Raw genomic sequence first — 23,705 nt, forward strand, 5'->3', positions numbered from 1 at the left:
CTCCTCTCGCGTCCCTATCGTTCCTGCGCGCCGGCATCAACGTCCGATGCCTCTTCCGCTGCCCGATCGGCGTCATCGGCCAGATCGGATACGCCATCGGTGACCCCGACGAGCGCGTGCCGCAGCACCCGATCGCCGAAGCGATAGCCCTTACGCATGACGATACCGATCACCGGATCATGGCCGGAGCCCTCGTGCTGCACCGCCTCGTGCACCGTCGGATCGAAAGGCTCGCCCTCCGAACCGAACTCGGTGAGACCCTGCTTGACCAGCGCGGCCGACAACTTGTCGGCCACCGACTTCAAGGGGCCGGATTCCAGATCGCCATGCGACCGTGCGCGGTCGAGATCGTCGAGCACACCGAGCAATTCGGTGACGATCGCCGCCTTGGCGGAGTCGATCGTGGCCTGACGATCGCGCTCGACCCGGCGCCGATAGTTGGCGTACTCCGCGGTCAACCGTTGCAGATCGGCAGTACGTTCGGCGAGCTCGCTACTGATGGTGTCGGCGAGTTGCCGAGCATCGCTCCCGACGCCCGCGTCGCTCTCGATATCCGCATCGACCCCGGTATCCACACCGACCTCGGCATTCGAGGCCGGTGCGGCCGCGACGCCATTGTCCGCGGACGGTTGGCGCAACTCGTTGCTATCCGGATCGATCTTGCGGTTGTCGACGATGGTGATCGGTTCCTTGTCGGCGTTGTCCTCGGTCACTTCTTCTCCGTGTCGACCGGCTCGTCCACAACCTCGGCGTCCACGACCTGATCATCCGAGGCCGCGCCGGCAGCGCCATTGCCCGACGCAGCGGCGTCGGCGGCGGAAGCCTCGTAGATGGCCTGGCCGAGCGCCTGCGATTCGGTCGCCAGCTTCTCGACGGCCGCCTTGACCGCGGCGATGTCGGTGCCCTCGAGCGCCTTGTTCGCCTCGGCGATGGCCGCCTCGACCTTGGACTTGACCTCTGCGGAGACCTTGTCCTCGTTGTCCTTGATGAACTTCTCGGTCTGGTGGACCAGCGACTCCGCCTGGTTGCGGGTCTCGGCCTCCTCACGGCGGGCCTTGTCCTCGGCGGCGTGCGCCTCGGCGTCCTTGACCATCCGGTCGATCTCTTCCTTGGACAGGCCGGAGCCTTCCTGGATCTTGATCGTGTTCTCCTTGCCGGTGCCCTTGTCCTTCGCGGTCACGTGCACGATGCCATTGGCATCGATGTCGAAGGTGACCTCGATCTGCGGCACACCGCGCGGAGCCGGCGGGATGCCGGTCAGCTCGAAGGAGCCGAGCAGCTTGTTGTGCGAGGCGATCTCGCGCTCACCCTGGAACACCTGGATCTGTACGGACGGCTGATTGTCGTCGGCGGTGGTGAAGGTCTCCGAGCGCTTGGTCGGAATGGTGGTGTTGCGTTCGATGAGCCTGGTCATCACCCCGCCCTTGGTCTCGATACCCAGCGACAGCGGGGTCACATCGAGCAGCAGGACATCTTTGACCTCGCCCTTGAGCACACCGGCCTGTAGGGCGGCGCCGATCGCGACGACCTCGTCGGGGTTCACGCCCTTGTTGGGCTCCTTGCCACCGGTCAGCTCACGCACGAGGTCGGTGACCGCGGGCATGCGGGTGGAGCCGCCGACGAGCACGACGTGGTCGATGTCGGCCACCTTGATGCCGGCGTCCTTGATCACGGACTGGAACGGCGCACGGGTGCGGTCGAGTAGATCCGAGGTGATCTTCTGGAATTCCGCGCGGGTCAACTGCTCGTCGAGGAACAGGGGGTTCTTGTCCGCGTCGACCGTGATGTAGGGCAGGTTGATCGAGGTGCTCTGCGAGGAGCTCAGCTCGATCTTGGCCTTCTCGGCAGCCTCACGCAGGCGCTGCATGGCCATCTTGTCCTTGGTCAGGTCGATGCCCGAGCTGGCCTTGAACTTGTCGACCAGCCACTGCACGACCCGCTCGTCCCAGTCGTCGCCGCCGAGATGGTTGTCACCCGAGGTGGCGCGGACCTCGACGACGCCCTCGCCGATTTCGAGCAGCGAGACGTCGAAGGTGCCGCCACCGAGGTCGAACACCAGGATGGTCTGTTCCTTGTCACCCTTGTCCAAGCCGTAGGCGAGGGCGGCGGCCGTGGGCTCGTTGACGATGCGCAGCACGTTCATGCCTGCGATCTGACCGGCCTCTTTGGTGGCCTGGCGCTGGGCGTCTTCGAAGTACGCGGGCACGGTGATCACCGCGTCGGTGATCTCCTCGCCGAGGTAGGCCTCGGCGTCGCGCTTCAGCTTCATCAGCACCCGCGCGCTGATCTCCTGCGGGGTGTACTTCTTGTCGTCGATGTCCACCGACCAATCGGTGCCGATGTGCCGCTTGACCGATCGGATGGTGCGATCGACATTGGTGACCGCCTGGTTCTTGGCCGGCTGGCCGACCAGTACTTCACCGTTCTTCGCGAACGCGACGATCGAGGGAGTCGTACGCGCCCCCTCCGAGTTGGCAACGACGACCGGCTCGCCACCTTCGAGAACGGCGACAACCGAGTTCGTGGTCCCGAGGTCGATTCCGACCGCACGAGCCATGGTAATTCCTCCTGATTCAACGTACCGATATGTGTCGGTGCCGGGCGGACGACCGCCCTGTGGCGCCCCGACGAGCGCCGCGAGGTCTCGCCCCACTCACCTCACGGAGCACGACCCCAGCAACACTGAGTGTGGTCGGCTCAATCCTGCATCAGCACGACAGTCGACGTCAAGCCAAACTTGAGCTGACTGCACTCAACATTGTTCGATTGTCTCAACGCGGACCCGCAGCGATTGATTCCCGACGATCATCCGGCGCGTTCACGGAACCGCGTCGAGGATCTCCTCGGCGATCTTCTCGTCGAGCGTCACCCGCACCAGCGCCGCCGCCAGATCGGCAATGTGGCGCTCCGGTGCGAGATCGGCCAGCCGGTCCGGGTCCTGCGGCAGTCGAACGCGCCCGGCGCCGCGTAGGGCGCGTTCGTCGAAATGCGGCCGAACCCACGTCCAGATGTCCTGGACCTCGCGCAGGAAAATATCGCTTCCGGTGGGCCCGATGCCCTGAAATTCCTGCAACAACGTCGCGGCACGCTTGGGATCACGCCCTGCCGTCACGGCCAGTTCGCGCAGGTCACCGTGGTACCGGTCGAGCACGCGCGAGGCATTGGCGCCCAGCCGGGTCGCGGCGCTCTCGTCGTATCGGCGATAGTTCGCCTGGTCGAGCGCCTCGACCAACTCGTGCCAATTCGCATCCGCGACCCGATGCGGGGTGCGGTAGCCGCGTCCGATCAACTCTCGGGTGGCCGCCACCGCGGTCCGGGCCGCGATCCGGGTACTGAGCAACTGAGTGAGTACCAACAATTGGAACAGCGAAGCAGGCTGATCCTCGAGCGTAATGCCCGCTTCCTCGGCATAACCCGTGCCTGCACGGACGAGCAGTTCGTGGACGACATCCTCGTGGCTCATCATCGCCTCCTATCGGTACCGACCGCCTACCCGATGCCTCGTTGCATACCCCGGACCGAAACCGTCCCGACGTACCGATACAAACCCCAACCGTGCGGCGGGGGAATGCATTTTCTGCCGGATTCCATTACCTTACGCCGAAACGATGTCGTCCCCATCCGCCCCGCGGCAATCGTCCATCCAGCCGATCCGGCACACACCGAAGGAGACATTCGGTGGAGAATCCGGCGAAATTCCAAGAATTTCCCTAATCTTCCCTGGAGCAGTAAACACATCGCATCCCACAGCCGAACCAGACGTTGTGGCGAAGCGCCGTAAGGCGCCACGCGCCGACACCTGATGACCCACCGGACCAGAGAACATGCGTGGACGGGGCCTCGAATGACACAGCGCCTGGCGCTCGACAACACTATCGCCGCATCGAATTCCGCCGCACCGACAACCGTCGACAGCCGCGACGACAGCAATGCATACGCCACCGGTTTCTCCCGAGACCTCCGAACCGAAGTCGAAACAACAATCATCGGTGCCGCACACATGCAGAACAAAAACGGAGCCGGCGACCGCCGGTTGTGTCGGGAGTGTTGACCGTGACCGATATCGCTTTCGACACACTCCCATACGCGCGAGATATCTTCCGCGACCTGGACTCTGCGAACAAACGACCAGCCGTATATCTGATTCGAGGACGATCGCAGACCGGGAAGTCGACCCTGCTGGCAGAGATCCGCACCCGTCTGCGCGCTCACGGCGTCCCGGTGCACGACGACACGACCCTGCGCCACGACATGCGCAACGGCGCGGTCACCGCGACCGATCTGCCGAGGGCGACTGGCAACCGCCCGGCAGATCGCCCCGCCGATACCCTCGTCCCGGTCCTGGTGGTCGACAACGGGCACCTGCTCAGCGCGGGTGAACTCGAATACCTGCGCGCCGCTGTCGCGTCGGGGCATCGCAGCGTGATCGTCGCCGCCCAGCCCCGTCCCCACGACAAGTCGCTGCGGATGCTCGCCGACACGATCGCCCGACACGGTCGAATCGTGCGCCTGCGCCCCTTGGGCATCGCCGACATCCCCCCGTTCGCCAGAGAACTGGGCCTGATGGTGCCGCGTCCGGTCATCCAACACATCCACACGCAGACCGCAGGTATTCGCGGCGGCGTGGTCGCCGCCCTGGCCGCCGCCTGCTCGGCCCGTCTGCGGGCGGGCACAGCCGCCGTCGACGCCGCCGTCGCCACGTGGGTGCGCGGACTCTTGGACGATCTGGAACTCGACCTGATGGATACCCTCGTCGTCGCCACCACCGGCACAGGCCTGGACACCAGCGAACTCGCCGTTGTGCTCGGCGTGGAACACGCCACCGCCCAAGACCTCATCGACCGCGCACGGGCCAGTGCATTGGTCACCGACGCCGACCTCCTGCTCGAGCCTGCGGTCGCGCCACTGCGCACACTGTTGGGTGAACGCAGATTCGTCGCGGTCGCGCGCAGGTTGCTCGGCGCTCGTCTCGAAGCGGGCCTGCTGCGCAACCGCACCGCAGTGCAGCTGGCCGAGTCCGGCGTGCGCGATCCACGCCTTGCCGAGTTCCTCATCACGGCTGCGGAAGAGTCCGAGCGGGATGCGGTCGGCTATTACAACGCCGCCGCGGCGGCCGGGGCCGATCGCGATCCGATCACGCTGCGCTGGGCCGAGGCCGCGGCGCGCACAGGCGACAGTGAGACCGCGATGCGACTGGCCGAGCCGATGTTGGCGCGGTCGGGCATCGCCGGCGCAGACCTCGCGACTGCGGTACGCATCTGCGCGGTGGTGCTGACTCGCCGCGGTCTGACCGGTCGTGCCGCACAGCTGTACACCTGGCTCGGCCCAGACCGGGTCGGCCCGGACTGGGCCGTCGCCGCCACTGTGCTGCGCGTGGCCGGCGACGCTGCCGGCGCCGAGGCGATGTCCCGGTCGGCGGCACAATGGCCGCCCACCGAGGCGAGCGCGCAAGCGAGTCTGATCGCGGCTGCACTGGCCGACAGCCTCGAATCCGGCGACGGCTCCGGCGCGGCGGTATCGACGCTGATGCAAGCAGCGCGCGCCGACGGGGATTCCGACCACTTCCTTGCATGTACCGCGGTGGCGATTGCCACTCTGCTCTCGCTCGGTTCCGGCGAGCCATACCGGGCCGCGGACGCCCTGCGACGGGCCAGCGCCCGCGGGCTGCGCTGTGGTCACCTCGACGTGCTCGCGGCGTGGACGGCGATGTACGGCGGCGACGAGCGTGCGGCCGCGGCCACCCTGGCCACACTGAACCAGGAAGAACTGGACGTACGAGTCCAGCTCCTTGCACATGGCGTCGCGGCCGGGCTCGCTCGGCGCAACGACAACCACATAGCCCTGGCGCGCATCTGGCAGGCGGCTCGGCCGTTGTTCGATGACGTGCAGGCCGACCTGCTGTTGCTGCTACCGATCGGCGAGCTGTGGCTCGCCGGCATCCGGATACGGGACGAACAGCGAATCGCGTCCCTGGTGGACGCCGCGCGCGAGATGTTGCGCCAGATCGCCGAACCACCCGCCTGGTCCAACATCTTCCATTGGTATGGCGCACAGGCCGCGATCGCACACGGAAACCTCGACGAACTCCGTACGGCGACGCGCCCGTTGCAGGCCGCCGCCGAGGCAGGAAACCGCCACGCGGCCACCCTCACCGATGCCAGCCGCGCCTGGACGCAGGTGCTCGGCGGCGACGTCCCGACTGCGCCGGTCCAAGCGGCCGCCGCGGCGCTCGCCGGAATCGGCATGCATTGGGACGGCGCGCAATTGGCTACCGAGGCGGCGCGCACCGTACCCGATACTGCGATGGCGCATATGCTGGTCGACCTGGCGCGCACGATTCACCCCGACACGAGCCTCGACGGCACATCGCCTCGGCCGGCTGCGTCCTCGGTCGGTGACGGCGGCATACCCGGCTCGACATCGCCGATACCACGGCGCACCACACTGCTCAGCGACCGCGAGCGCGAAGTAGCCGAACTGGTCTTGCTCGGACTCACCTATCGAGAGATCGGCGCTCGATTGTATATTTCCGCAAAGACGGTCGAGCACCACGTTGCCCGAATCCGACGCCGGGTCGGTGCCCGCTCTCGTTCGGAGCTATTGTCAATGCTCCGCGCCATGGGACACGGCCCGCTGCCGGTGTAACCGGGGCGCGATTCGTCAGCGGGAACGCCGAAGCGAGGTATCGAGGATGGCCACTGGGGTCGGCCTGCGCGTCGCCGAGGACATGTGTACGGCCGTCGTCATCACCGACAACGAGGCCGAACCGCACTGCATCGTCCGGGAATCAGTGCTGCACATGTCCGATGACGGCAACACCGAACTGGGCGGCGTGGCGCCGACCGGATACTCCCATTCGATCAGCGGATTCTTTTCCGCTATCGGTGACCCCGCTGGGATCTCCGTCGACGACGGTGCGCCGTACCGCGCCGAAGACCTGTTCGCGACCGCACTTTTCTGCTTGATCGACCTCGCCGCCGAACACCTCAGCGGTCCTGCCGAGTTCTACGCGACGCACCCAGCGGGCTGGCCTGACACCCGAGTGCATTCGCTTCGGGAGGCGCTGAACTACCTCGGCCTGCGCTCGGTACTGCTCATCAGCGAAGGCACGCTGCCCAGTGGGGGAACCTCTGGGACCGAAGGCGATGCACCGGCCCACGACGCAGCCCACGCGGCATTGGCGGCGGTGCTGGCCACACCCGCCGGTACGGCGCCACCGGATCCACTGACCGCGGAGAACCCGACGGCGGACACCGATGTCATCCCGTCGGTACCGGCGCCTGCCGAGCTGCCGCAGGCTTATTCGGAGACCCTCCCTTCCGCACTCGCCGAAGCGCCCCTTGCCGAAGCGACTCCGGTTGCCGAAACGACCGCGCGCGCCGTGACGACATCGGACACCTCGAAAGCGACCTCGGATAGGGCGCGGGCAGCCGCCGCGGCGTCGAAAGGCGCCAAACGAACGCCAGTGCTGGTCGCCGCGGCGGCGGTACTCGGGTTGCTGCTCGGCGGCATCGTCGTGGCCGCGGCGCCACGCGGCGAGGAAGGATCACCGGCTGTACCGCACGAGGCCAAAGCCGAGCGGACCTCGGTGGTCGGTCCGCCGCCCCAGGTCACGTCATCCGTCCCGCTTCCTCCCGCCATGGCGCCCGAACCGCCGATCGTGATCACCGAGGCCGCCGCGCCGGAGACGCCACCGGCGCCCGTGCCGACCAACACCCCGACGACCACAGCGCCCGTAACGACCACCACAACGACCACCATCGGACCGACGACCACAGCGCCCGTAACGACCACCACGCCGACCGACACCCCGACGACCACGACCGGACCGACGACCACGACCGGACCGACGACCACAGCGTCCGTGACGACCACGACCGGACCGACGACCACCACCACAATGCCGCCGGTCACCGGAACCACCGTCCCGATGAGCACCCGTAGCGCCACGACCACCCCGAAATCGCGTCCAGCTGCACCGGATACCGACGATTCCGGACTGCAAACGTCTAGCGACAGCTGGTTATCGATAGCGCCCCTTCCAGGTTTGTGGCCTAAAATGTTGCGCTGACCGTACAGTGAGGCCGAGCCTTTACGCAGCGGTCCCCCGCTGGACGAAGACTGTGTGCCAAGGGTTTCCGCCCACGGCCACGGATGTAGCTGGCACCTGCGTGCCAACGAAGGGAATTCATGCGCAAGTTGGTGGCGCGTCGCGCCGCGGTCAAAGTTGTCGCCCTCGCCTCGACCGTTTTCCTGGCTCCCTTGTTCGGCATCACGACCGCTGCGGCGGCGCCCGACGCGCCCGCGCAGCTCGGTGCGGATACCCTGCCAGCAGAATTGGTAGAGGCGGTTTCTCGCGACCTGAACATGACCCCGACGGAGTACCTGGATCGCGCCGCGCGTGCCCAGCAACTTCGTGACTACGCCCATGAATTCCGCGCGGAACGACCGGATGCCTTCGCGGGCGCCTGGATCGGCAGCGACGGCAAACCCGTTGTCGCGGTCACGTCTCCGAATGCCGCGAAAATCGCCGCAGCCGACGGATACCACACGCGGTTGGCGCCGATCTCGGCCGACAATTTGGAAACCGCTTTGATGCAACTCAACCAGTGGATTTCCAACCTGCCTCGCGAGATTTCACAAGCGGTCAACTCGGTGGCCATCGATCTCCTGAACAGTCGGCTGGTGCTCAGCATTGCCAACACCCCCGTGGGGCACCTGCTCAACTTGCCTACCCTGCTGGCAAATATCACGGTGATCTTGTCTCCGGATGCCGGTGGCCCGGTCGAACGGCGGCCGATGGGCGGCGACACATACATCACCGCTCCTACTTCGCTGAGAGATTCGTCACTGCGTGGAGTCGACATCTGTTCGTTCGGGTTCAACAGCGTCGACGCGGCCGGAAATGCGTTGAACATCAGTGCGGGCCACTGTGATCCGAACCTCGACAAGAGCAACCAAGAGGCCACCGTCTACCTGCCCGACATCCGGGACCTGCCCGCCAGCCCGGCGCTGGGCACGTTCGTACGTGCTTCGTTGGGCGGCGGTCCCGCGCTGGACTACTCGGTGATCGAACTGAACGAGCGCGCGGTACGGGCGGGCATGGATCAGCCTTCGGTGCGTGGCGCCAACGGCAGCACGCTGTCGATCACCGGCACCGCCGAACCGATCACCGGCGCCCCGGTGTGCAAATCGGGTCAATCGTCGACGTTCACATGCGGCTTCGTGGTGGCCGACCGGGTAGAAACCCAGCTCTACACCGCGGAGGGCGAAGCCAGGACGATCCGAGGGTTCGCAACGTCGGCGTGCACGCTCGGCGGCGACAGCGGCGGCGCGATCGTATCGGGTACCTTGGCGTTGGGCATTACCAGTGGTTCCAACGCCGCGGACGCACCGAACTGTGACGAGGCCAATATAGCTCTCGCGCACTACGGTGGCACCGCATCGCTGGGCATTCCGATCCGTGCGATTCTGGCCGACATCGATGCCACCTCCGGTGGCGGGATCGGCAGCGGCATCCGGCTGCGCACCCGACAGAATGTCAGCTGAGCTTTCCCGGCAACGGGTGGTCGCACCCGCGGACAATCCGCGGGTGCGAGAGTAGAAATCGAGAGTGGGAATACTGTGCTGAACCCCATATAGTCTGGGCATGCTCCCGCCACGTTTAAGCCCGCTCCGATCGGCAACACGAAAGACCGGAATCCGACGAACAGCACTGGCCGCCGCAGCGGCCATTCTGTTGTGCGTCCCCACGGCGGCGGTAGCGACCGCGGAGCCCGACCAGTCCCCGGATCTGCCCGCAGGACTGGCGGCCGCCGTGGCACGTGATCTGCATATCTCGCCCGAAGAGTATCTACAGCGCGCAGACCTCGCGCAGGAGGTGGCCACGTTCACCACCACGGCCCAGCGAGACTATCCGGACGTATTCGCCGGTTCTTGGCTCGACGCGGGTAGGGCGGTCGTGGCCGTGGCCCAGGGCTCCAGCGCCGACACGGTGAAACAGGCCGCGGAGTCTTCCGGTTTCACCGTGCGCAACGTCGCCAAGAGCGAGGCCGCGCTGCGCGAGGAGAAGAGCGCGTTCGAACGTTGGCTGGAGGGTCAACCCGAAGCAGTGCGGTCGCTGGTGCGTGGCGCGGTGATCGACACGGTGAACAACACCGTCGCGGTCCGGGTCGACCAAGCGGGCTTGCCGATGCCGAGTTTCATCGACCCGGCGCGAGTCATCGTGACGGCGCCGCCGATGGCGAACGAGAATGCGCCCATACCCGCCGGTGAAATCGCTGGAACCAACCGCGCCTTCACAGCAGGTGACGGATACGCATCCGGCTCCGACGGGGTCTCGCTCCGGTGCTCGCTCGGTTTCAACGGCATCGATCATCGCACTGGCGATACCGTGAACATCACCGCCGGCCACTGCAACCCGGACATCCCCTCGGCCGGCCACGGGAACGCCGCCGGAATCTACGAACTCAACGGCAACCAGCCCGGCCCCCTGCTGGGTGTGTTCGAGAAGTCGGTACTCGGCGAGCAGGACTACTCGATCGTTCGGATCAGCGATCGGGCCGAAGGCCAATTCAGCAACAGCGGCGTGCGGATACCCGGCTCGGCGCCGATGGTGATCGAAGGGGTGGGGACTCCGGTGGTCGGGGCGCCGGTGTGCAAATCCGGCATGCGCACCGGTTTCAGTTGTGGCGTGATCAATGCCGTCGACCAAACGGTGCGGGTGGGTGACCACATGCTCTCTCAGAGCTTCTCGGCCAATATCTGTGCACTACCCGGCGACAGCGGCGGACCGATTGTGACCGGCCGGCTTGCACTCGGCATTTCCAGTGCCTCCTCGGTGGCGGATTTCTCCTTCTGCGTGATCCCGAATCTGATCGGCGCGATCACCGGTGACGCGCCCCAGTTGTTCGGACAGCCGCTCGATGTCGTGTTCTCCGACAACCCCGGTCTCGCCGTGTTCACCAACTCGCCATAGCCACCTGGTGGGGGCTCCTTTCCGCTGCTAAAACTGTCCTTTCCCCTGCTATTACACAGCCCGACGTGGTCTGTACCGACTATCCGAGCACATATGGTCCGGCATGCTGGACCATATGTGTTTGGTTTTGATCGGCTGGCGCGCGCACCCGGACTACCGGTTGATCGTGGCCGCCAACCGAGACGAGTTCTATTCCCGCCCTACTGAGTCCATGCGCGCGTGGCCAGAAGTTCCAGGCTTGATCGCTGGGCGGGACACCGGGGCTGCCGGACGAGCAGCCGGCGAACCCCCAGGCACCTGGCTGGGGCTCGTCACGCAGCCGCAGGACAACGGTCGATTCGGGACGGTCACCAATGTGCGCAATCGCAACGCTCGGGTCATCGACGGCCGATCGCGGGGCGCTCTGCTCATGGATTTCTTGCACACCGACCCCGACCACCCGAGCAGCGAGCGGCCCGCCCCGGAAGAGTACACACACGACATCGCCACAGGACGCGACGACTACGACGGCTACAACCTGGTGGTTTCCGACCTGCGCACGCTGTGGTGGCATTCCAACCGTAGCGCGGGCATGCCTCAGCAATTGGCTGCCGGCTTCCACGGAGTCTCCAACAGCGCGTTCGTCACTTCCGCACGCCCTATCGACACCGATCTGGAACTGTCTGCGCCACAGCCCATTTGGCCCAAAGTGCGCACTGGGTTGACCGAGTTGAATGCCGTCGTGCGGTCCGACCCCGAAGCGCTCGATCGCTATTTTTCAGTGCTCACCGACCGTACCGAGACCCTGGATCAGCAGGCGCCGCCCACGGGTTTGCCCCTCGATCTGGAGCGAGCGCTCTCGGCCAGGTTTGTCGCACACAGCCTGTACGGCACTCGGGCCAGCACCGTGCTGCTCGTGCGTGAGGACGGAACGTTCGACCTGGTGGAGCGCTCATTCGGCACACTGGGTCAGGAGTTGGGCACGGTCGCCAGGCAGGGCAGGCTCGATCTGGCCCGATGAACGACAGGCGGCCCGCCCTCCGCAGAAGACGGGCCGCCTGAGGCCGAATGGCCGAGCGTCCAGCTGTGAACGACTACTTATTTCCCCCCATTTGCCCACTTCGAGGTGCCGGGCGGCGCCTGCAAGGTGTTGAGCAGGTCAATACCTGCCACAATCAGGGCAGGGCCACCCACAGCGATGCTCCCGAGGATGCCACCGATACCCGCGCCGGCGGCCACACCAGGGATACACACGGGCAAGCTCAGGACGCACCCGATCGCCGCTCCGGCAGCGGTGCCGACGAAACCGCCGATCGTGGTGGCGAGGCCGAACTGACTCTTGAAGTCGTTCGTCGCGCGCTGATTCTCTACCGGCGAGGCGATAGGCTGCGCCACGACGTTCACGGAGTTGACCGGCGCGTCCTCGACGACGGCGACGTCCCGCTCCGGGGTCAACTCGAGCACGGCGCCGCCTTCTGCGACCTCTGCCTTCACCGGGACCACCGTATCGCCGACATTGAACGCGATCGGCGCCGACAGGATCGTGTCACCGTTGGAGTCCTTGACGCTGTAGACGTCGTTCTCCTCGACGTCCTCGGAAGACTTCGTCAGCTCGAACGTGCCCCCCTCGAGCGTGGTCACGACAGTTTTGTGCTCGAGCTTGACCGAGTACTGAATGGACTCGTCGGGCGTCGGAGTAGGCGCCGGCTCGGCATACGCGGTCCCGAGACCAATAGTCATCGCGCCGCTGACCGCCGCGGCCGCGGCGGCGATTCTACGGAGTTTCATTGTTTTCCAATCATCAGGTCGGTGTCACTGTCCGGTCTCCAGCACGCGAGAGCCACTCCAATCAAGTTCGGACGTTGGCTCCGAACCCTCCCCGAGCGGTGCAAAACGGAGATTGGACATAACGCCGCGAGTCTAATAGATCCCGTGTGGTAGGCGAAGCTTCCTAGCGAACAGTACAACTAAGCCCATCCTTACCAACTGAGCGGCTCGTTCCGGTGTTTACGGTGGTGGACGAGCGATACGTGTCGCATCGACGCCGATGTTGTGATGTAAATCACGGCATATCCGGACATGCCCACTTCGCGCGAGACTCTTACGGAGCCAACCCGCGATGTACGGCTTTGTTACCGACGGGTAACTTACCGACGGTTAAGATACGAGCCATGCGAAGGCGGCGACCGCGCCACTTTCGCTCGTGTTGCCTCTAAAGAAAGGTCGCGACATGAATGCCCTGACAGTGACGCTGGGCACATTTGGGGCTGCGCTGAGCCTTCTGTGTTGGGCGTCGTTCTTCGGTGGTGTGAACAGAGTTGTGCGGACCATCATGGTCGGCCAGCCCGCACCGGACCGATTGCGGCCGTTCTTCCCGCGTTTCAAGCAAATGCTGATCGAGTTCGTCGCGCACACGCGCATGGTCAAGTTCCGCACCGTCGGCTGGGCGCACTGGATCTTCATGGTCGGCTTCATGGGCGGCTTCATACTGTGGTTCGAAGCGTACGGCCAAACGTTCGACCCCGAATTCCATTGGCCGATCATCGGCGACACCGCGATCTACCACCTGTGGGACGAGATCCTCGGAATCGGCACGGTCGTCGGCATCATCACCCTGATCACCATCCGGCAGCTGAACCATCCGCGCGTCCCGGAACGCCTGTCGCGCTTCAGCGGCTCGAACTTCGCCGCCGCATATTTCATCGAGTCCGTCGGCCTCATCGAGGGCCTGGGCATGATCTTCGTGAAGGCCGGGAAGATCGCGACCTACGGGCATGCGAACCCCGCGACCGACTTCTTCACCATGCGAGTCGCCACGTTGCTACCGGCCAGCCCGACCATGGTGTCGATCTTCGCCTTCATCAAGCTGATGTCGGGTATGGCGTTCCTGTGGTACCTGGGCCGCAATGTCACCTGGGGTGTTATCACCCACCGGTTCTCTGCGTTCCCGAACATCTACTTCAAGCGTGAGGACGATGGCAGCGTCGCCCTGGGCGCGGCCAAGCCGATGATGTCGGGCGGCAAGCCGATCGACATGGAGACGGCGGACCCGGATGTCGATACCTTCGGCGCAGGGCGAGTCGAGGACTTCTCCTGGAAGGGCTGGCTGGACTTCACCACCTGCACCGAATGCGGGCGGTGCCAAAGCCAGTGCCCGGCGTGGAACACCGGCAAGCCGCTGTCGCCGAAATTGCTGATCATGTCGCTGCGTGACCACGGCTATGCCAAGGCGCCCTACCTTTTGGCCGGTGGCCGCAAGGACGCGGGTGGCGACGAGGTCGGGCTGGTCGATGCCCAGGGCGCGGTCAACGAGTCCGCGCTGGCGAAAATCCCCGAGGCCGCGCGAGCCGAGGCCGAACGTCCGCTGGTCGGCGACATGGACGTCAGCGGCATCATCGATCCCGAGGTGCTGTGGAGCTGCACCACCTGCGGCGCGTGCGTCGAGCAGTGTCCAGTGGACATCGAGCACGTCGACCACATCATCGACATGCGCCGTTACCAGGTGCTGATCGAGTCCGAGTTCCCCTCCGAGCTCGCCGGCCTGTTCAAGAACCTGGAGAACAAGGGCAACCCCTGGGGGCAGAACGCCAAGGACCGGCTCAACTGGATCAACGAACTGAACTTCGAGATCCCGGTCTTCGGCCAGCCCGCCGCGAACGGGGAAGAGATCAGCAGCTTCGACGGCTACGACTACCTGTTCTGGGTCGGCTGCGCCGGCGCATACGAGGACCGTGCCAAGAAGACCACCAAAGCGGTCGCCGAACTGCTCGCCACCGCGGGCGTGAAGTTCATGGTGCTCGGCGCCGAAGAGACCTGCACCGGTGACTCGGCGCGCCGCGCGGGCAACGAATTCTTGTTCCAGCAGCTGGCGCAGCAGAACATCGAGCTGCTGAACTCGGTCTTCGAAGGCGTCGAGGATCGCCGCAAGAAGATCGTCGTCACCTGTGCGCACTGCTTCAACGCGCTGAACAACGAATACCCGCAGGTGGGCGGGAGTTACGAGGTCGTGCACCACACCCAGTTGCTCAATCGTCTGGTGCGCCGCAAGCAGCTGATCCCGGTGACCTCGGTGTCGCGGAATGTCACCTACCACGATCCGTGCTACCTCGGACGGCACAACAAGGTCTACAACGCGCCTCGCGAGCTGATGGCCGCCTCCGGCTCGAATCTGGTCGAGATGCCCCGACACGGCGAACGGGCCATGTGCTGTGGCGCCGGCGGCGCCCGGATGTGGATGGAAGAGCAGCTCGGCAAGCGCATCAACGTCGACCGCGTGGACGAAGGGTTGAATACTCTGGCCGGGTCGTCGAACGGTTCCGGCACCCCGGGCAAGATCGCGACCGGATGTCCCTTCTGCCGCGTTATGCTGACCGACGGCGTCACCGCCCGACAGGAGAACGGCGAGGGCGAGGGCGTCGAGGTGGTGGACGTCGCCCAGCTGATGCTCGACGCTATCGAGCGGGTGGATCCCGCCGAGCTGACCGAAAAGATCACCGTCGTTCAACAACCCAAAGCACCCGCCGCGAAACCGGAACCGGAGCCGGAACTTGCCCCGGCGTCCGCCACGCCCACGCCGGCCACAACCGCGCCCGCCGGCGGCGGTCTGGCCATGAAGGGCCCGGCCAAAGCACCAGGTGGTCTCGGGATGAAGGGCGCCGCCAAAGCACCCGGCGCCAAAACACCCGGCGGCCTGGGCATGAAAGGCGGAGCCAAAGCACCCGGAGCCAAAGCACCCGGCGCGCAGGCGACCGAACCAACGCAGACCGACGCCACCTCGGCGCCAGCCGCACCGGTCAAAGGCCTTGCTATGAAAGGCCCGGCCAAAGCACCGGGTGGTCTCGGGATGAAGGGCGGCGCCAAAGCACCGGGAGCGAAAGCACCCGGCGCGAAGGCACCCGGCCTGGCGATGAAGGGCGCGGCCAAGGCGCCGGGCGCGAAGGCTCCGGGCGCAAAGGCTCCGGCGACGGACGCACCCACGGCAGGCCCCTCGGGTGAGGCAACACCTGACGCTGATTCAGCGGCTGTGGCTCAGACCGAAACTGCGCCGACCGAAACCAAGCCGACCGAAACCAAGCCGACGGTTCCAGCCAAGGGCCTGGCCATGAAGTCCGGCTTCAAGCGGCCCGGCCCCAAGGCTCCCGGCGCTCCTGTCTCCACCCGGCGACAGGAGCCCGAAACTGCGGCGACACAGACCGAACCCGCTGTCGAGTCCGAGCCGACCGGCAACGGCGCCAGCGGCGACGGGGCGCCCGACGTCGCGCCGCCGACCGCCAAACCCGGTGGTCTCGGCTTCAAGTCCGGTGCCAAGGCGCCGGGACGGAAGAACTGAGCGCAGCCTCCGACACACGGCCGACACCCGGGTCCCGCTCCAGGGACTCGAGCGTCGGCCGTTCTCCTGCCCTGGCGAGTCCCGCGTCACCCACGAATGCGCAGTAGCTGACGTCTCCGCTTGTACATCTGCCGTTGCCCGGCCTCTTGCCTCGGTGACGCGGCGCCGCCATCGGCAGGGCATACCAATCTTTTATGCGATGCACAGTCTTCGGTACCGGGTATCTCGGAGCCACGCACGCGGCGTGCATGGCCGAACTCGGACACGATGTCGTCGGGGTGGACGTCGACCCAGGAAAGGTCGCGAAATTGTCCGACGGGGTGGCGCCGTTCTACGAACCCGGCTTGGAGGAGGTGCTGCGCCGCAACCTCGCCGCAGGTCGGTTGCGGTTCACCACCTCCTACGCCGAGGCGGCCGCGCACGCACAGGTGCATTTCCTCGGCGTGGGCACCCCGCAGAAGCGGGGTGAGTACGCCGCAGACCTGCGACATGTCCACTCCGTGGTCGACACGCTCACACCCATGTTGGAGCGCCCTTCGGTGATCGTCGGCAAATCGACGGTTCCGGTCGGCACAGCCGCGGCGCTCGGCGCTCGCGCCCGCGCATCGAGTGCCACCGACGTCGAGGTGGCGTGGAACCCGGAGTTTCTGCGCGAAGGCTTCGCGGTCTCCGACACGCTACGTCCGGATCGGCTGGTCCTTGGCGTAGACCAGGGTCGCGACGCCGCCGCGTGGGTCGAGGCGCTGATCCGGGAGATCTATGCCGAGCCGATCGCCGCCGATGTCCCTTTCTTGCTGACCGACCTGGCCACTGCGGAATTGACCAAAGTTTCCGCGAACGCGTTTCTGGCGACGAAGATTTCGTTCATCAATGCCGTGTCGGATGTTTGCGAGGCGACCGGCGCCGACGTCACCGTGCTGGCCGACGCTCTCGGTTACGACGCCCGGATCGGCCGCCGATTCCTGGACGCGGGTGTGGGTTTCGGCGGCGGATGTCTACCGAAGGATATTCGGGCGTTCATGGCGCGTGCCGGTGAACTCGGCGCCGATCACGCCGTAGCCTTTCTTCGTGAGGTAGACCACATCAATACCCGCCGCCGCACCACGGTCGTGGACATGGCCGCTCGCGCCTGTGGCGGCACACTGCGCGGCGCCGACGTCGCTGTACTCGGCACAGCCTTCAAACCGGAATCCGACGATGTCCGCGACTCGCCCGCGCTCCATGTGGCAGGGATGATTCGACTCCGGGGCGCGGAGGTGACCGTGTACGACCCCAAGGCGCTGGAGAATTCACGCCGGGTATTCCCGACACTGAATTACGCGACGTCGGTCACCGAGGCGTGCGAATTCGCCGATGTCGTGCTGGTGCTCACCGAATGGGACGAGTTCACCGCGCTGCGCCCCCAGGACTTGGACCAGGTGGTGCGTGTGCGTTCGATCATCGACGGTCGGAACTGTCTCAATCGTGCCACGTGGCGGGCTGCCGGATGGGTGTACGCGGGACTCGGCACGCCGTAGAGTTGCGCTGCGAGGCAGTCCCAGCTGGATGGACGAGCCTGCCTCGAGCACAGTTGATCACCGGCGGTAGGGTCCGTCCAGTGGGCCGCGGCCGAAAGACGGAGCAGGCTCGCATGTCGTGACGCGTGAAACGAGATGGGCAGCTGATGAGTTCGGTACTGGGAGTTTCGGTGGGGGTTGGCGCCATTCGCATGGCGCGACCACATGCCGGTAGCTCTGCCGGGCATGTTTCGCCCCACTCCTTCGACGTACAGACCATTCCGGTCGTGGACCGGAGTGTAGAAGAGTTCACTGCCGAAGCCATCGGGGTCACGCTGGAGTCCTCGCCGGATATAGGCGCCGTTGCGATTGCCTACCGCAGCGAGCAACACGCTCACACGATTCGGGCAGCGATGGCACGCCAGCAGTTGACCAATTACGAACTGGTGCCGGAAGTCGCAGCCGCACTGGACTTCGCCTACGCGACGCATTCGGTCGGCGACCAATCCTCGCTGCTCGTCTACGATCTGGGTAGCTCTGGTCTGTCGGTGAGTGTGATCGACGCCCGGACTCGAAGGGTCCACTACAGCGAACGCTCCAGCGACATCAGCGGCGACTATCTCGATTCACTCATCCGCGAGCAGCAGATCGCGTCGGGTCGCATCGCCCATCCGCCGGATATCGCCGGCCTCGGCGCACTCGACGCTCTGTGCCGGGAGGCGAAAGAACAGCTGACGACCAATACCGCCGTGGCTCTGCCCAGCAAGCAGGGGCTGGTGCTGTTGGCACAGGAGAATTTCGAATCGCTGATCACCCTGGCCATCGAGTCGTCGGCGCGCATGGCCCACAATGCGGTCCTGCGTACCAACTGTCCGGTCGACGGTGTCCTCGCCATCGGTGGATGCGCCCGAATCCCGTTGATCGCCGCGGTGCTCGAACGCTCGATGGGGGTGCCGGTCATCGTTCCGGACTGCCCGGAGACCGTGACCGCGCGCGGCGCTGCACTTCTGGCCAGGCCGACCCACCCGAGACCTCCTATTCCGAGGACGGCGCTCGATGACGAGCGGCTGTCGCCGGCATGGCTGTCCGCGCCCGCCACCCGTGGCAAACGCGAGATCAATGGAGCGGTGTTGACCGTCAGCGCCTTGGTGGTGGTCGCCGCGATCGGGCTCGGCCTCGGCTACGGGCCAGAGGTGCTGGAACGCGATTCACATACCCAAGAGGCGCCGCCCACGGGACCGCAGACGAGCGCGCCGCGAACCACCGACCTCGATCCCCAGATCGCGGCCGTGCCGAGCGCCACAGAACCATTGGTGCAGGAATCGTTGTTGGTGCCGCCACCCAACCGGTCCCAGACTCCGAGCGAGGCACCACCGCCACCGCCGCCCGGCCCGAACACCATTGTGGTTCCTGGACTTCCGCCGATCGTGCTGCCCACCATCCCGCCGGAACTCTTCCCTTTCCCTCCTCCGCCGCCACCCTGAACCGGGCTCGTGCGCACCGCCCGGCGTCACGATGCGCAAGCAGGTGCTCTGGAAACCGACCTGGAATCGTTGTTCGAGAAGACCGAGGCCCCAGTCGGCACTGCGCCGGCCGATCCGATTCAGACCCGCGCGTGACGCGCGTGACGCGGCCGCACCGGAGGGCTGGCATCCTTGCCCCCGAGCGGGCGAGCCAGCAAGACGGCAATACCTGTTGTCAACGGCACCGACAGCGCCAGCGCAATACCGCCGACCGCAGAGCGTGCGATCTCGATAGCGACGGCATCTCCGACCAGGACATCGCGGATGGACCGTCCCGCGACACTGAACAGCAGCAACAGTGGCAGTGCTCCACCGGCGTAGGCCAGCACCAAGGTGTAGACCGTGCTGGCAATATGGTCTCGTCCCACGCGCATTGCTGCGGCGAAGATCTCCCGCCGCGATGCCGATTCGTCGATCGCGGCCAACTCGAACGCGGCAGACGCCTGGGTGATGGTGACGTCGTTGAGCACACCGAGTGAGCCGATGATGAACCCGGCCAACAGCAGCCCAGTGATACTGACGTGCGCGATATACGTCGCCACGTTGGTGTTCTGTTCCTCGGAAAGCCCGGTCACAGTGGTCAACTCGATGGTCAGCCACGACAGGGCCGCCGCGAGCGCCATCGAGGTCAGTGTTCCGAGCAACGCCGAACTGGTGCGAAGGTTCACCCCATGCGCCAAATACAGCACCGCGTAGAGGATCAACGAGCCGGCGACCAGCGCCACCGGGATCGCGGGTTTGCCATCCAGCAAGGCAGGCAACAAGAAGAACACGAGCACCGCGAAGGCGAACACCAGCCCCAGTAGTGCACGAACCCCGCGCCAGCGCGCCACGACGATGATCACGAGCACGAATGCCAGTGCAATCAGAGCGAGCGGCAGCCCGCGAGCGTAGTCGTCGAAGGAATACAGCGGCATGCCGCTCGGGTCGGCTTGTCGCACCAGCCGGATCCGGTCACCGGCGTGCAGGTCGGGTTGCCCTGGTCCGGGAGCGATTTCGAACAAGGTGCGGTTGCCCTCGTGCGGGCCGGACTCGATCGCGATCAGATTGCGCTGACAGGTGTAGGCAGTGTTGCGCGGCTGCATGGGCTCGTCGACGAACACCTTGCCCAATGACGGGCTGCCGCAGGGGCCGACATCTTGGCGCAATACTGTCCCCGCCTCGGTGCGCACTGCGCCGCCGCCCGCGTTCTGCAGCGGTGCGGGAATGTCGACATGCTGTTCACTCGGCCACAGCGCGATCGCACCGATGACGACGAGACCGCCGATCGCGACCAGCAGCCCGATGACCACCCGCGCCGCAGTCGCGCCGATGGCGATCGGTCCAGAATGATCGTGATGATGATGGTCGCTCACCGCGCTCCTACCTGTCCGGCGTGATGCTGTCCGCAGTGAGCATAAGGGATTTCATTTTCAAGATCGGGTCAGTGCCCACAACGCACAGCGGATACGCAGCCAACACGAACTGATCGCGAGACGGTAGCAGGTGCGGGAAGGGGCGGCGGAGAGCAGGGGGACGTCTCCGCCGCCCGCGGGCAGGCCGCCCAGGGGGGTAGGCGGCCCAACCCGGGGCCGAATATACCCAAGGGGGATAGGCAATCCGGCCGGGCACTTCGAGGTGCCGAGGACTACTGTACACAAAAGTCGTTCTTTTGCGCTACTAGGTCGCGAACTTCGGCGAGTATCCGTACGTAAGGTTTGTTTTTGGCCTGTAAGCGGGGCAGCAACGTGACAACGGCGACAGCGCTACTGGCGGTAGCTGCTGAGGAAGTTGCCGAAGCGTTCGATGGCAACCGCGAGGTCCCGCGCCCACGGCAAGGTCACGATCCGGAGATGGTCGTGGTGAGGCCAATTGAAACCGGTGCCTTGGACCATCAAGATCCGTTCCTGCAGTAGCAGGTCCAGGATCAGCTTGGCGTCGTCGTAGATCTCATAGACGTTCGGATCCAGCCTCGGGAACGCATACAGGGCGCCCTTCGGCTTCACACAAGACACTCCGGGAATCATGTTCAGCCGCTCCCAGGCGACATCGCGCTGTTCGAGCAACCGACCGCCGGGCAGAATCAAGTCCTCGATGCTCTGATGGCCACCGAGCGCGACCTGAATCGCGTGCTGCGCGGGAACATTCGGACACAGCCGGGAAGAGGCAAGCAGGTCGACGCCCTCCAGAAATCCGGCGGCGTGGTCCTTGGGCCCGGTGATCGCCAACCAGCCCGACCGGTATCCGGCGACCCGGTATGCCTTGGACAACCCATTGAACGTCAGACACAACAGATCGGGCGCCATACTCGCCAGCGAGATGTGCTTCGCGTCATCGTAGAGGATCTTGTCGTAGATCTCGTCGGCGAGCAGCAGCAACTGGTGTTTGCGCGCGAGGTCGACCAAGTGCTGCAGCACCTCGGCGGAGTAGACCGCACCGGTGGGATTGTTCGGATTGATCACCAGCAGCGCCTTCGTCTTGGAGGTGATCTTCGATTCGATATCGGCGATGTCGGGCTGCCACCCGTTGGCCTCGTCACACAAGTAGTGCACCGGAGTACCGCCGGCCAGGCTGGTCATAGCGGTCCACAACGGGTAGTCCGGGGCGGGAATCAGCACCTCGTCGCCATTGTCCAACAACGCTTGCATGGTGATGGTGATCAGTTCGGAGACGCCGTTGCCGAGGTATACGTCGTTGACGTCGAGCTCGGGGAAACCGGGCACGAGTTCGTACCGGGTCACGATCGCGCGCCGGGCCGAGAGGACACCCTTGGATTCCGAATAGCCTTGGGCATACGGCAGTGCCGCAATGATGTCACGCATGATCACGTCCGGCGCTTCGAACCCGAACGGCGCGGGATTGCCGATATTGAGTTTGAGGATGCGATGTCCCTCGGCCTCCAGCCGTGCCGCGTGCGCGAGTACTGGTCCACGAATTTCGTAGACGACATCCTGCAGCTTCGTGGACTGCTCCAGGACACGCGGGGCGCGGTGCGGATGATGACTCACCCGTCCCATGGTGCCATCCGGCGCAACTCGATTACCGGCACGGCGCGGTGGGGCACGCCAGGTAGCCCGACGATCACTCTGTAGCGGCGGTGGAACCGCAGAACTCTTCGATCCGCTCGTCCAATTGCCGCGCTGCGACCGCGCCACGGAAAGCCGGGGCCGCGATCCGCCGCCGCACGCCGCTCAGCCGTGCCTCGAGTTGCGCGATCCGCATGTCCTCGTGCAATCCGAGTACCGGATGCAAGGCCTCGGCTGCGCCGTCCAGGCACCCATTGATCAGGTGAGCGGCCGCGCAGTCCACCCGGGCCAGGGCTTCCGCACCATAGGAGCGCGCTTCGGACGGCCCGTTCGAATACAGTGCGATCGCCCGCTGCGTCGCAGCCAGTGCGGGCTGCGCCTCACCGAGGTGGATGTAGGTCGCGCCGGCATAGTAGCTCGCCTTGGCATCGGTGAACCCGAAAACCCCGCCGACCGCATCGTGCAGCGTGTCGGTCGCGCTCAGCTCGCGGGCATGGGCGGCCGCGCGCAGACATCGACCGGTGTCGGCGGCGCTGCCCAGAGCAGACCAGATTCGAGCCTCGACATTGAGCAGACGCACAGTCGCTGTGGCGGACTCGGCGAACTCCTGCCCGTTGCGTGCGAGCGCAACCGCCCGGCGTGGGCGACCCGACCAGTACTCGATCAGCGCATGCATGCCACGAGTCCAGGCCCGCAACCCGTTGTGCCCGCACAGTTCCGCATACGCCCAGGCGGCCCGCGCTTGTTCACCCGCCGCGTCGTAATGACCGAGATCGGTGCTCGCATTGGCGAGCAGCCCCGACAACGTGCCTGCCAGCAAATACAGATGGCTGGTATCGACAGGACGCTGATGGCCCTCCAGCAGCCGATACACCCGGCGTCGAACCCGCAGCATCTCCACCATCATCGGAACCGGCGGAATACGCACGTAGTCGTTGGCGATGCGCGCGACATCGGCGTCGAGTTGCTCCAATGTGGTCGAACCGACATTCGTGCTCTCGGCCCTGCCGACGTGCTCGCTGGCCTCATGGGCAGCCGCCATGATCAGATCCCTCTCCGAAATCGCTGCCAATGCAGCGCCTCTCATCGCACCTGCGTCTATGAGAGCCAACAGGTCCGCTTCGCTCGAAAAGTGCACGGGCATCGGGGTATCGGTCGACGGATCGAGTCCCGGCGCAGCGGTTCGATCGATCACCGGCTGATCGACCAGCGCCGCGAACCGTGCCCGAACCACCTCGTCGGACCTGGCCAACGACGTATCGAGAGCCGCCTGATTGATCGGTCGCGGATGAACTCGCGCTCCCCCGGACTCCCATTTGGACACCAGCCGCTCGTGCACACCCAGATGAGCAGCGAATTCCCTGATGCTCATTCGTTTGGCATCGCGAAGGGCCC

The 23,705-nt window shown here is 65.5% G+C and carries 15 protein-coding genes; 8 read left to right on the forward strand and 7 right to left on the reverse strand.

What is annotated here, in order from left to right; genetic code table 11:
* Nucleotides 1–14: 14 nt before the first annotated feature.
* From grpE to K940_RS0123785, 3 genes are all read right to left on the reverse strand, one after another.
* A complete protein-coding gene (gene grpE / locus K940_RS0123775; protein ID WP_028479519.1) occupies nucleotides 15–713 on the reverse strand; it encodes a nucleotide exchange factor GrpE in 699 nt (232 codons plus the stop codon).
* On the reverse strand, nucleotides 710–2,557 hold the full coding sequence (gene dnaK, locus K940_RS0123780) for a molecular chaperone DnaK (protein WP_028479520.1): 1,848 nt from the start codon (nucleotides 2,555–2,557) through the stop codon (nucleotides 710–712). The genes grpE and dnaK overlap by 4 nt, the downstream gene beginning before the upstream one ends.
* Before the next feature lie 261 nt (nucleotides 2,558–2,818).
* The gene (locus K940_RS0123785; protein ID WP_028479521.1) at nucleotides 2,819–3,463 is read right to left on the reverse strand and encodes a hypothetical protein; all 645 of its coding nucleotides are present in this window, start codon (nucleotides 3,461–3,463) and stop codon (nucleotides 2,819–2,821) included.
* A gap of 590 nt (nucleotides 3,464–4,053) precedes the next feature.
* Between K940_RS0123785 and K940_RS0123795 the strand changes: the two genes are divergently transcribed.
* From K940_RS0123795 to K940_RS0123815, 5 genes are all read left to right on the forward strand, one after another.
* Nucleotides 4,054–6,645, forward strand: a complete 2,592-nt coding sequence (locus K940_RS0123795) for a LuxR C-terminal-related transcriptional regulator (RefSeq protein WP_028479523.1) — start codon at nucleotides 4,054–4,056, stop codon at nucleotides 6,643–6,645.
* A 46-nt stretch (nucleotides 6,646–6,691) separates the two neighbouring features.
* Nucleotides 6,692–8,071, forward strand: coding sequence for a hypothetical protein (locus K940_RS30130; RefSeq protein ID WP_196812347.1), 1,380 nt, complete (start codon nucleotides 6,692–6,694; stop codon nucleotides 8,069–8,071).
* Between the two features lie 119 nt (nucleotides 8,072–8,190).
* A complete protein-coding gene (locus K940_RS0123805) occupies nucleotides 8,191–9,549 on the forward strand; it encodes a S1 family peptidase (RefSeq protein WP_028479524.1) in 1,359 nt (452 codons plus the stop codon).
* Nucleotides 9,550–9,649: 100 nt separating this feature from the next.
* A complete protein-coding gene (locus K940_RS0123810) occupies nucleotides 9,650–10,978 on the forward strand; it encodes a S1 family peptidase (protein WP_155981089.1) in 1,329 nt (442 codons plus the stop codon).
* Nucleotides 10,979–11,093: 115 nt separating this feature from the next.
* The gene (locus K940_RS0123815; protein WP_028479526.1) at nucleotides 11,094–11,978 is read left to right on the forward strand and encodes an NRDE family protein; all 885 of its coding nucleotides are present in this window, start codon (nucleotides 11,094–11,096) and stop codon (nucleotides 11,976–11,978) included.
* Between the two features lie 77 nt (nucleotides 11,979–12,055).
* Here the strand turns inward: K940_RS0123815 and K940_RS0123820 are convergent, their stop codons facing one another.
* On the reverse strand, nucleotides 12,056–12,745 hold the full coding sequence (locus K940_RS0123820; protein ID WP_028479527.1) for a hypothetical protein: 690 nt from the start codon (nucleotides 12,743–12,745) through the stop codon (nucleotides 12,056–12,058).
* A gap of 442 nt (nucleotides 12,746–13,187) precedes the next feature.
* Here K940_RS0123820 and K940_RS0123825 point away from each other — a divergent pair, with 442 nt between their 5' ends.
* The 3 genes from K940_RS0123825 (at nucleotide 13,188) to K940_RS0123835 (ending at nucleotide 19,266) form a co-directional block, all read left to right on the forward strand.
* Nucleotides 13,188–16,286 carry a heterodisulfide reductase-related iron-sulfur binding cluster gene (locus K940_RS0123825; RefSeq protein WP_028479528.1) on the forward strand — a complete coding sequence of 1,033 codons (3,099 nt, stop codon included), beginning with the start codon at nucleotides 13,188–13,190 and terminating at the stop codon, nucleotides 16,284–16,286.
* A 194-nt stretch (nucleotides 16,287–16,480) separates the two neighbouring features.
* The gene (locus K940_RS0123830; protein ID WP_028479529.1) at nucleotides 16,481–17,803 is read left to right on the forward strand and encodes a UDP-glucose/GDP-mannose dehydrogenase family protein; all 1,323 of its coding nucleotides are present in this window, start codon (nucleotides 16,481–16,483) and stop codon (nucleotides 17,801–17,803) included.
* A gap of 266 nt (nucleotides 17,804–18,069) precedes the next feature.
* Nucleotides 18,070–19,266, forward strand: coding sequence for an Hsp70 family protein (locus K940_RS0123835; RefSeq protein WP_231390495.1), 1,197 nt, complete (start codon nucleotides 18,070–18,072; stop codon nucleotides 19,264–19,266).
* A gap of 119 nt (nucleotides 19,267–19,385) precedes the next feature.
* Here K940_RS0123835 and K940_RS0123845 read toward each other — a convergent pair whose 3' ends face one another.
* From K940_RS0123845 to K940_RS0123855, 3 genes are all read right to left on the reverse strand, one after another.
* On the reverse strand, nucleotides 19,386–20,660 hold the full coding sequence (locus K940_RS0123845) for a YibE/F family protein (RefSeq protein ID WP_028479531.1): 1,275 nt from the start codon (nucleotides 20,658–20,660) through the stop codon (nucleotides 19,386–19,388).
* Nucleotides 20,661–21,050: 390 nt separating this feature from the next.
* Nucleotides 21,051–22,301: a pyridoxal phosphate-dependent aminotransferase gene (locus K940_RS0123850; protein ID WP_028479532.1), complete on the reverse strand. Its 1,251-nt coding sequence runs from the start codon at nucleotides 22,299–22,301 to the stop codon at nucleotides 21,051–21,053.
* A 64-nt stretch (nucleotides 22,302–22,365) separates the two neighbouring features.
* Nucleotides 22,366–23,682, reverse strand: a complete 1,317-nt coding sequence (locus tag K940_RS0123855) for a DNA-binding transcriptional regulator (RefSeq protein ID WP_081706607.1) — start codon at nucleotides 23,680–23,682, stop codon at nucleotides 22,366–22,368.
* Nucleotides 23,683–23,705 lie beyond the last annotated feature (23 nt).

It is taken from the genome of Nocardia sp. CNY236 (assembly GCF_000482385.1).
Lineage (GTDB): Bacteria > Actinomycetota > Actinomycetes > Mycobacteriales > Mycobacteriaceae > Nocardia.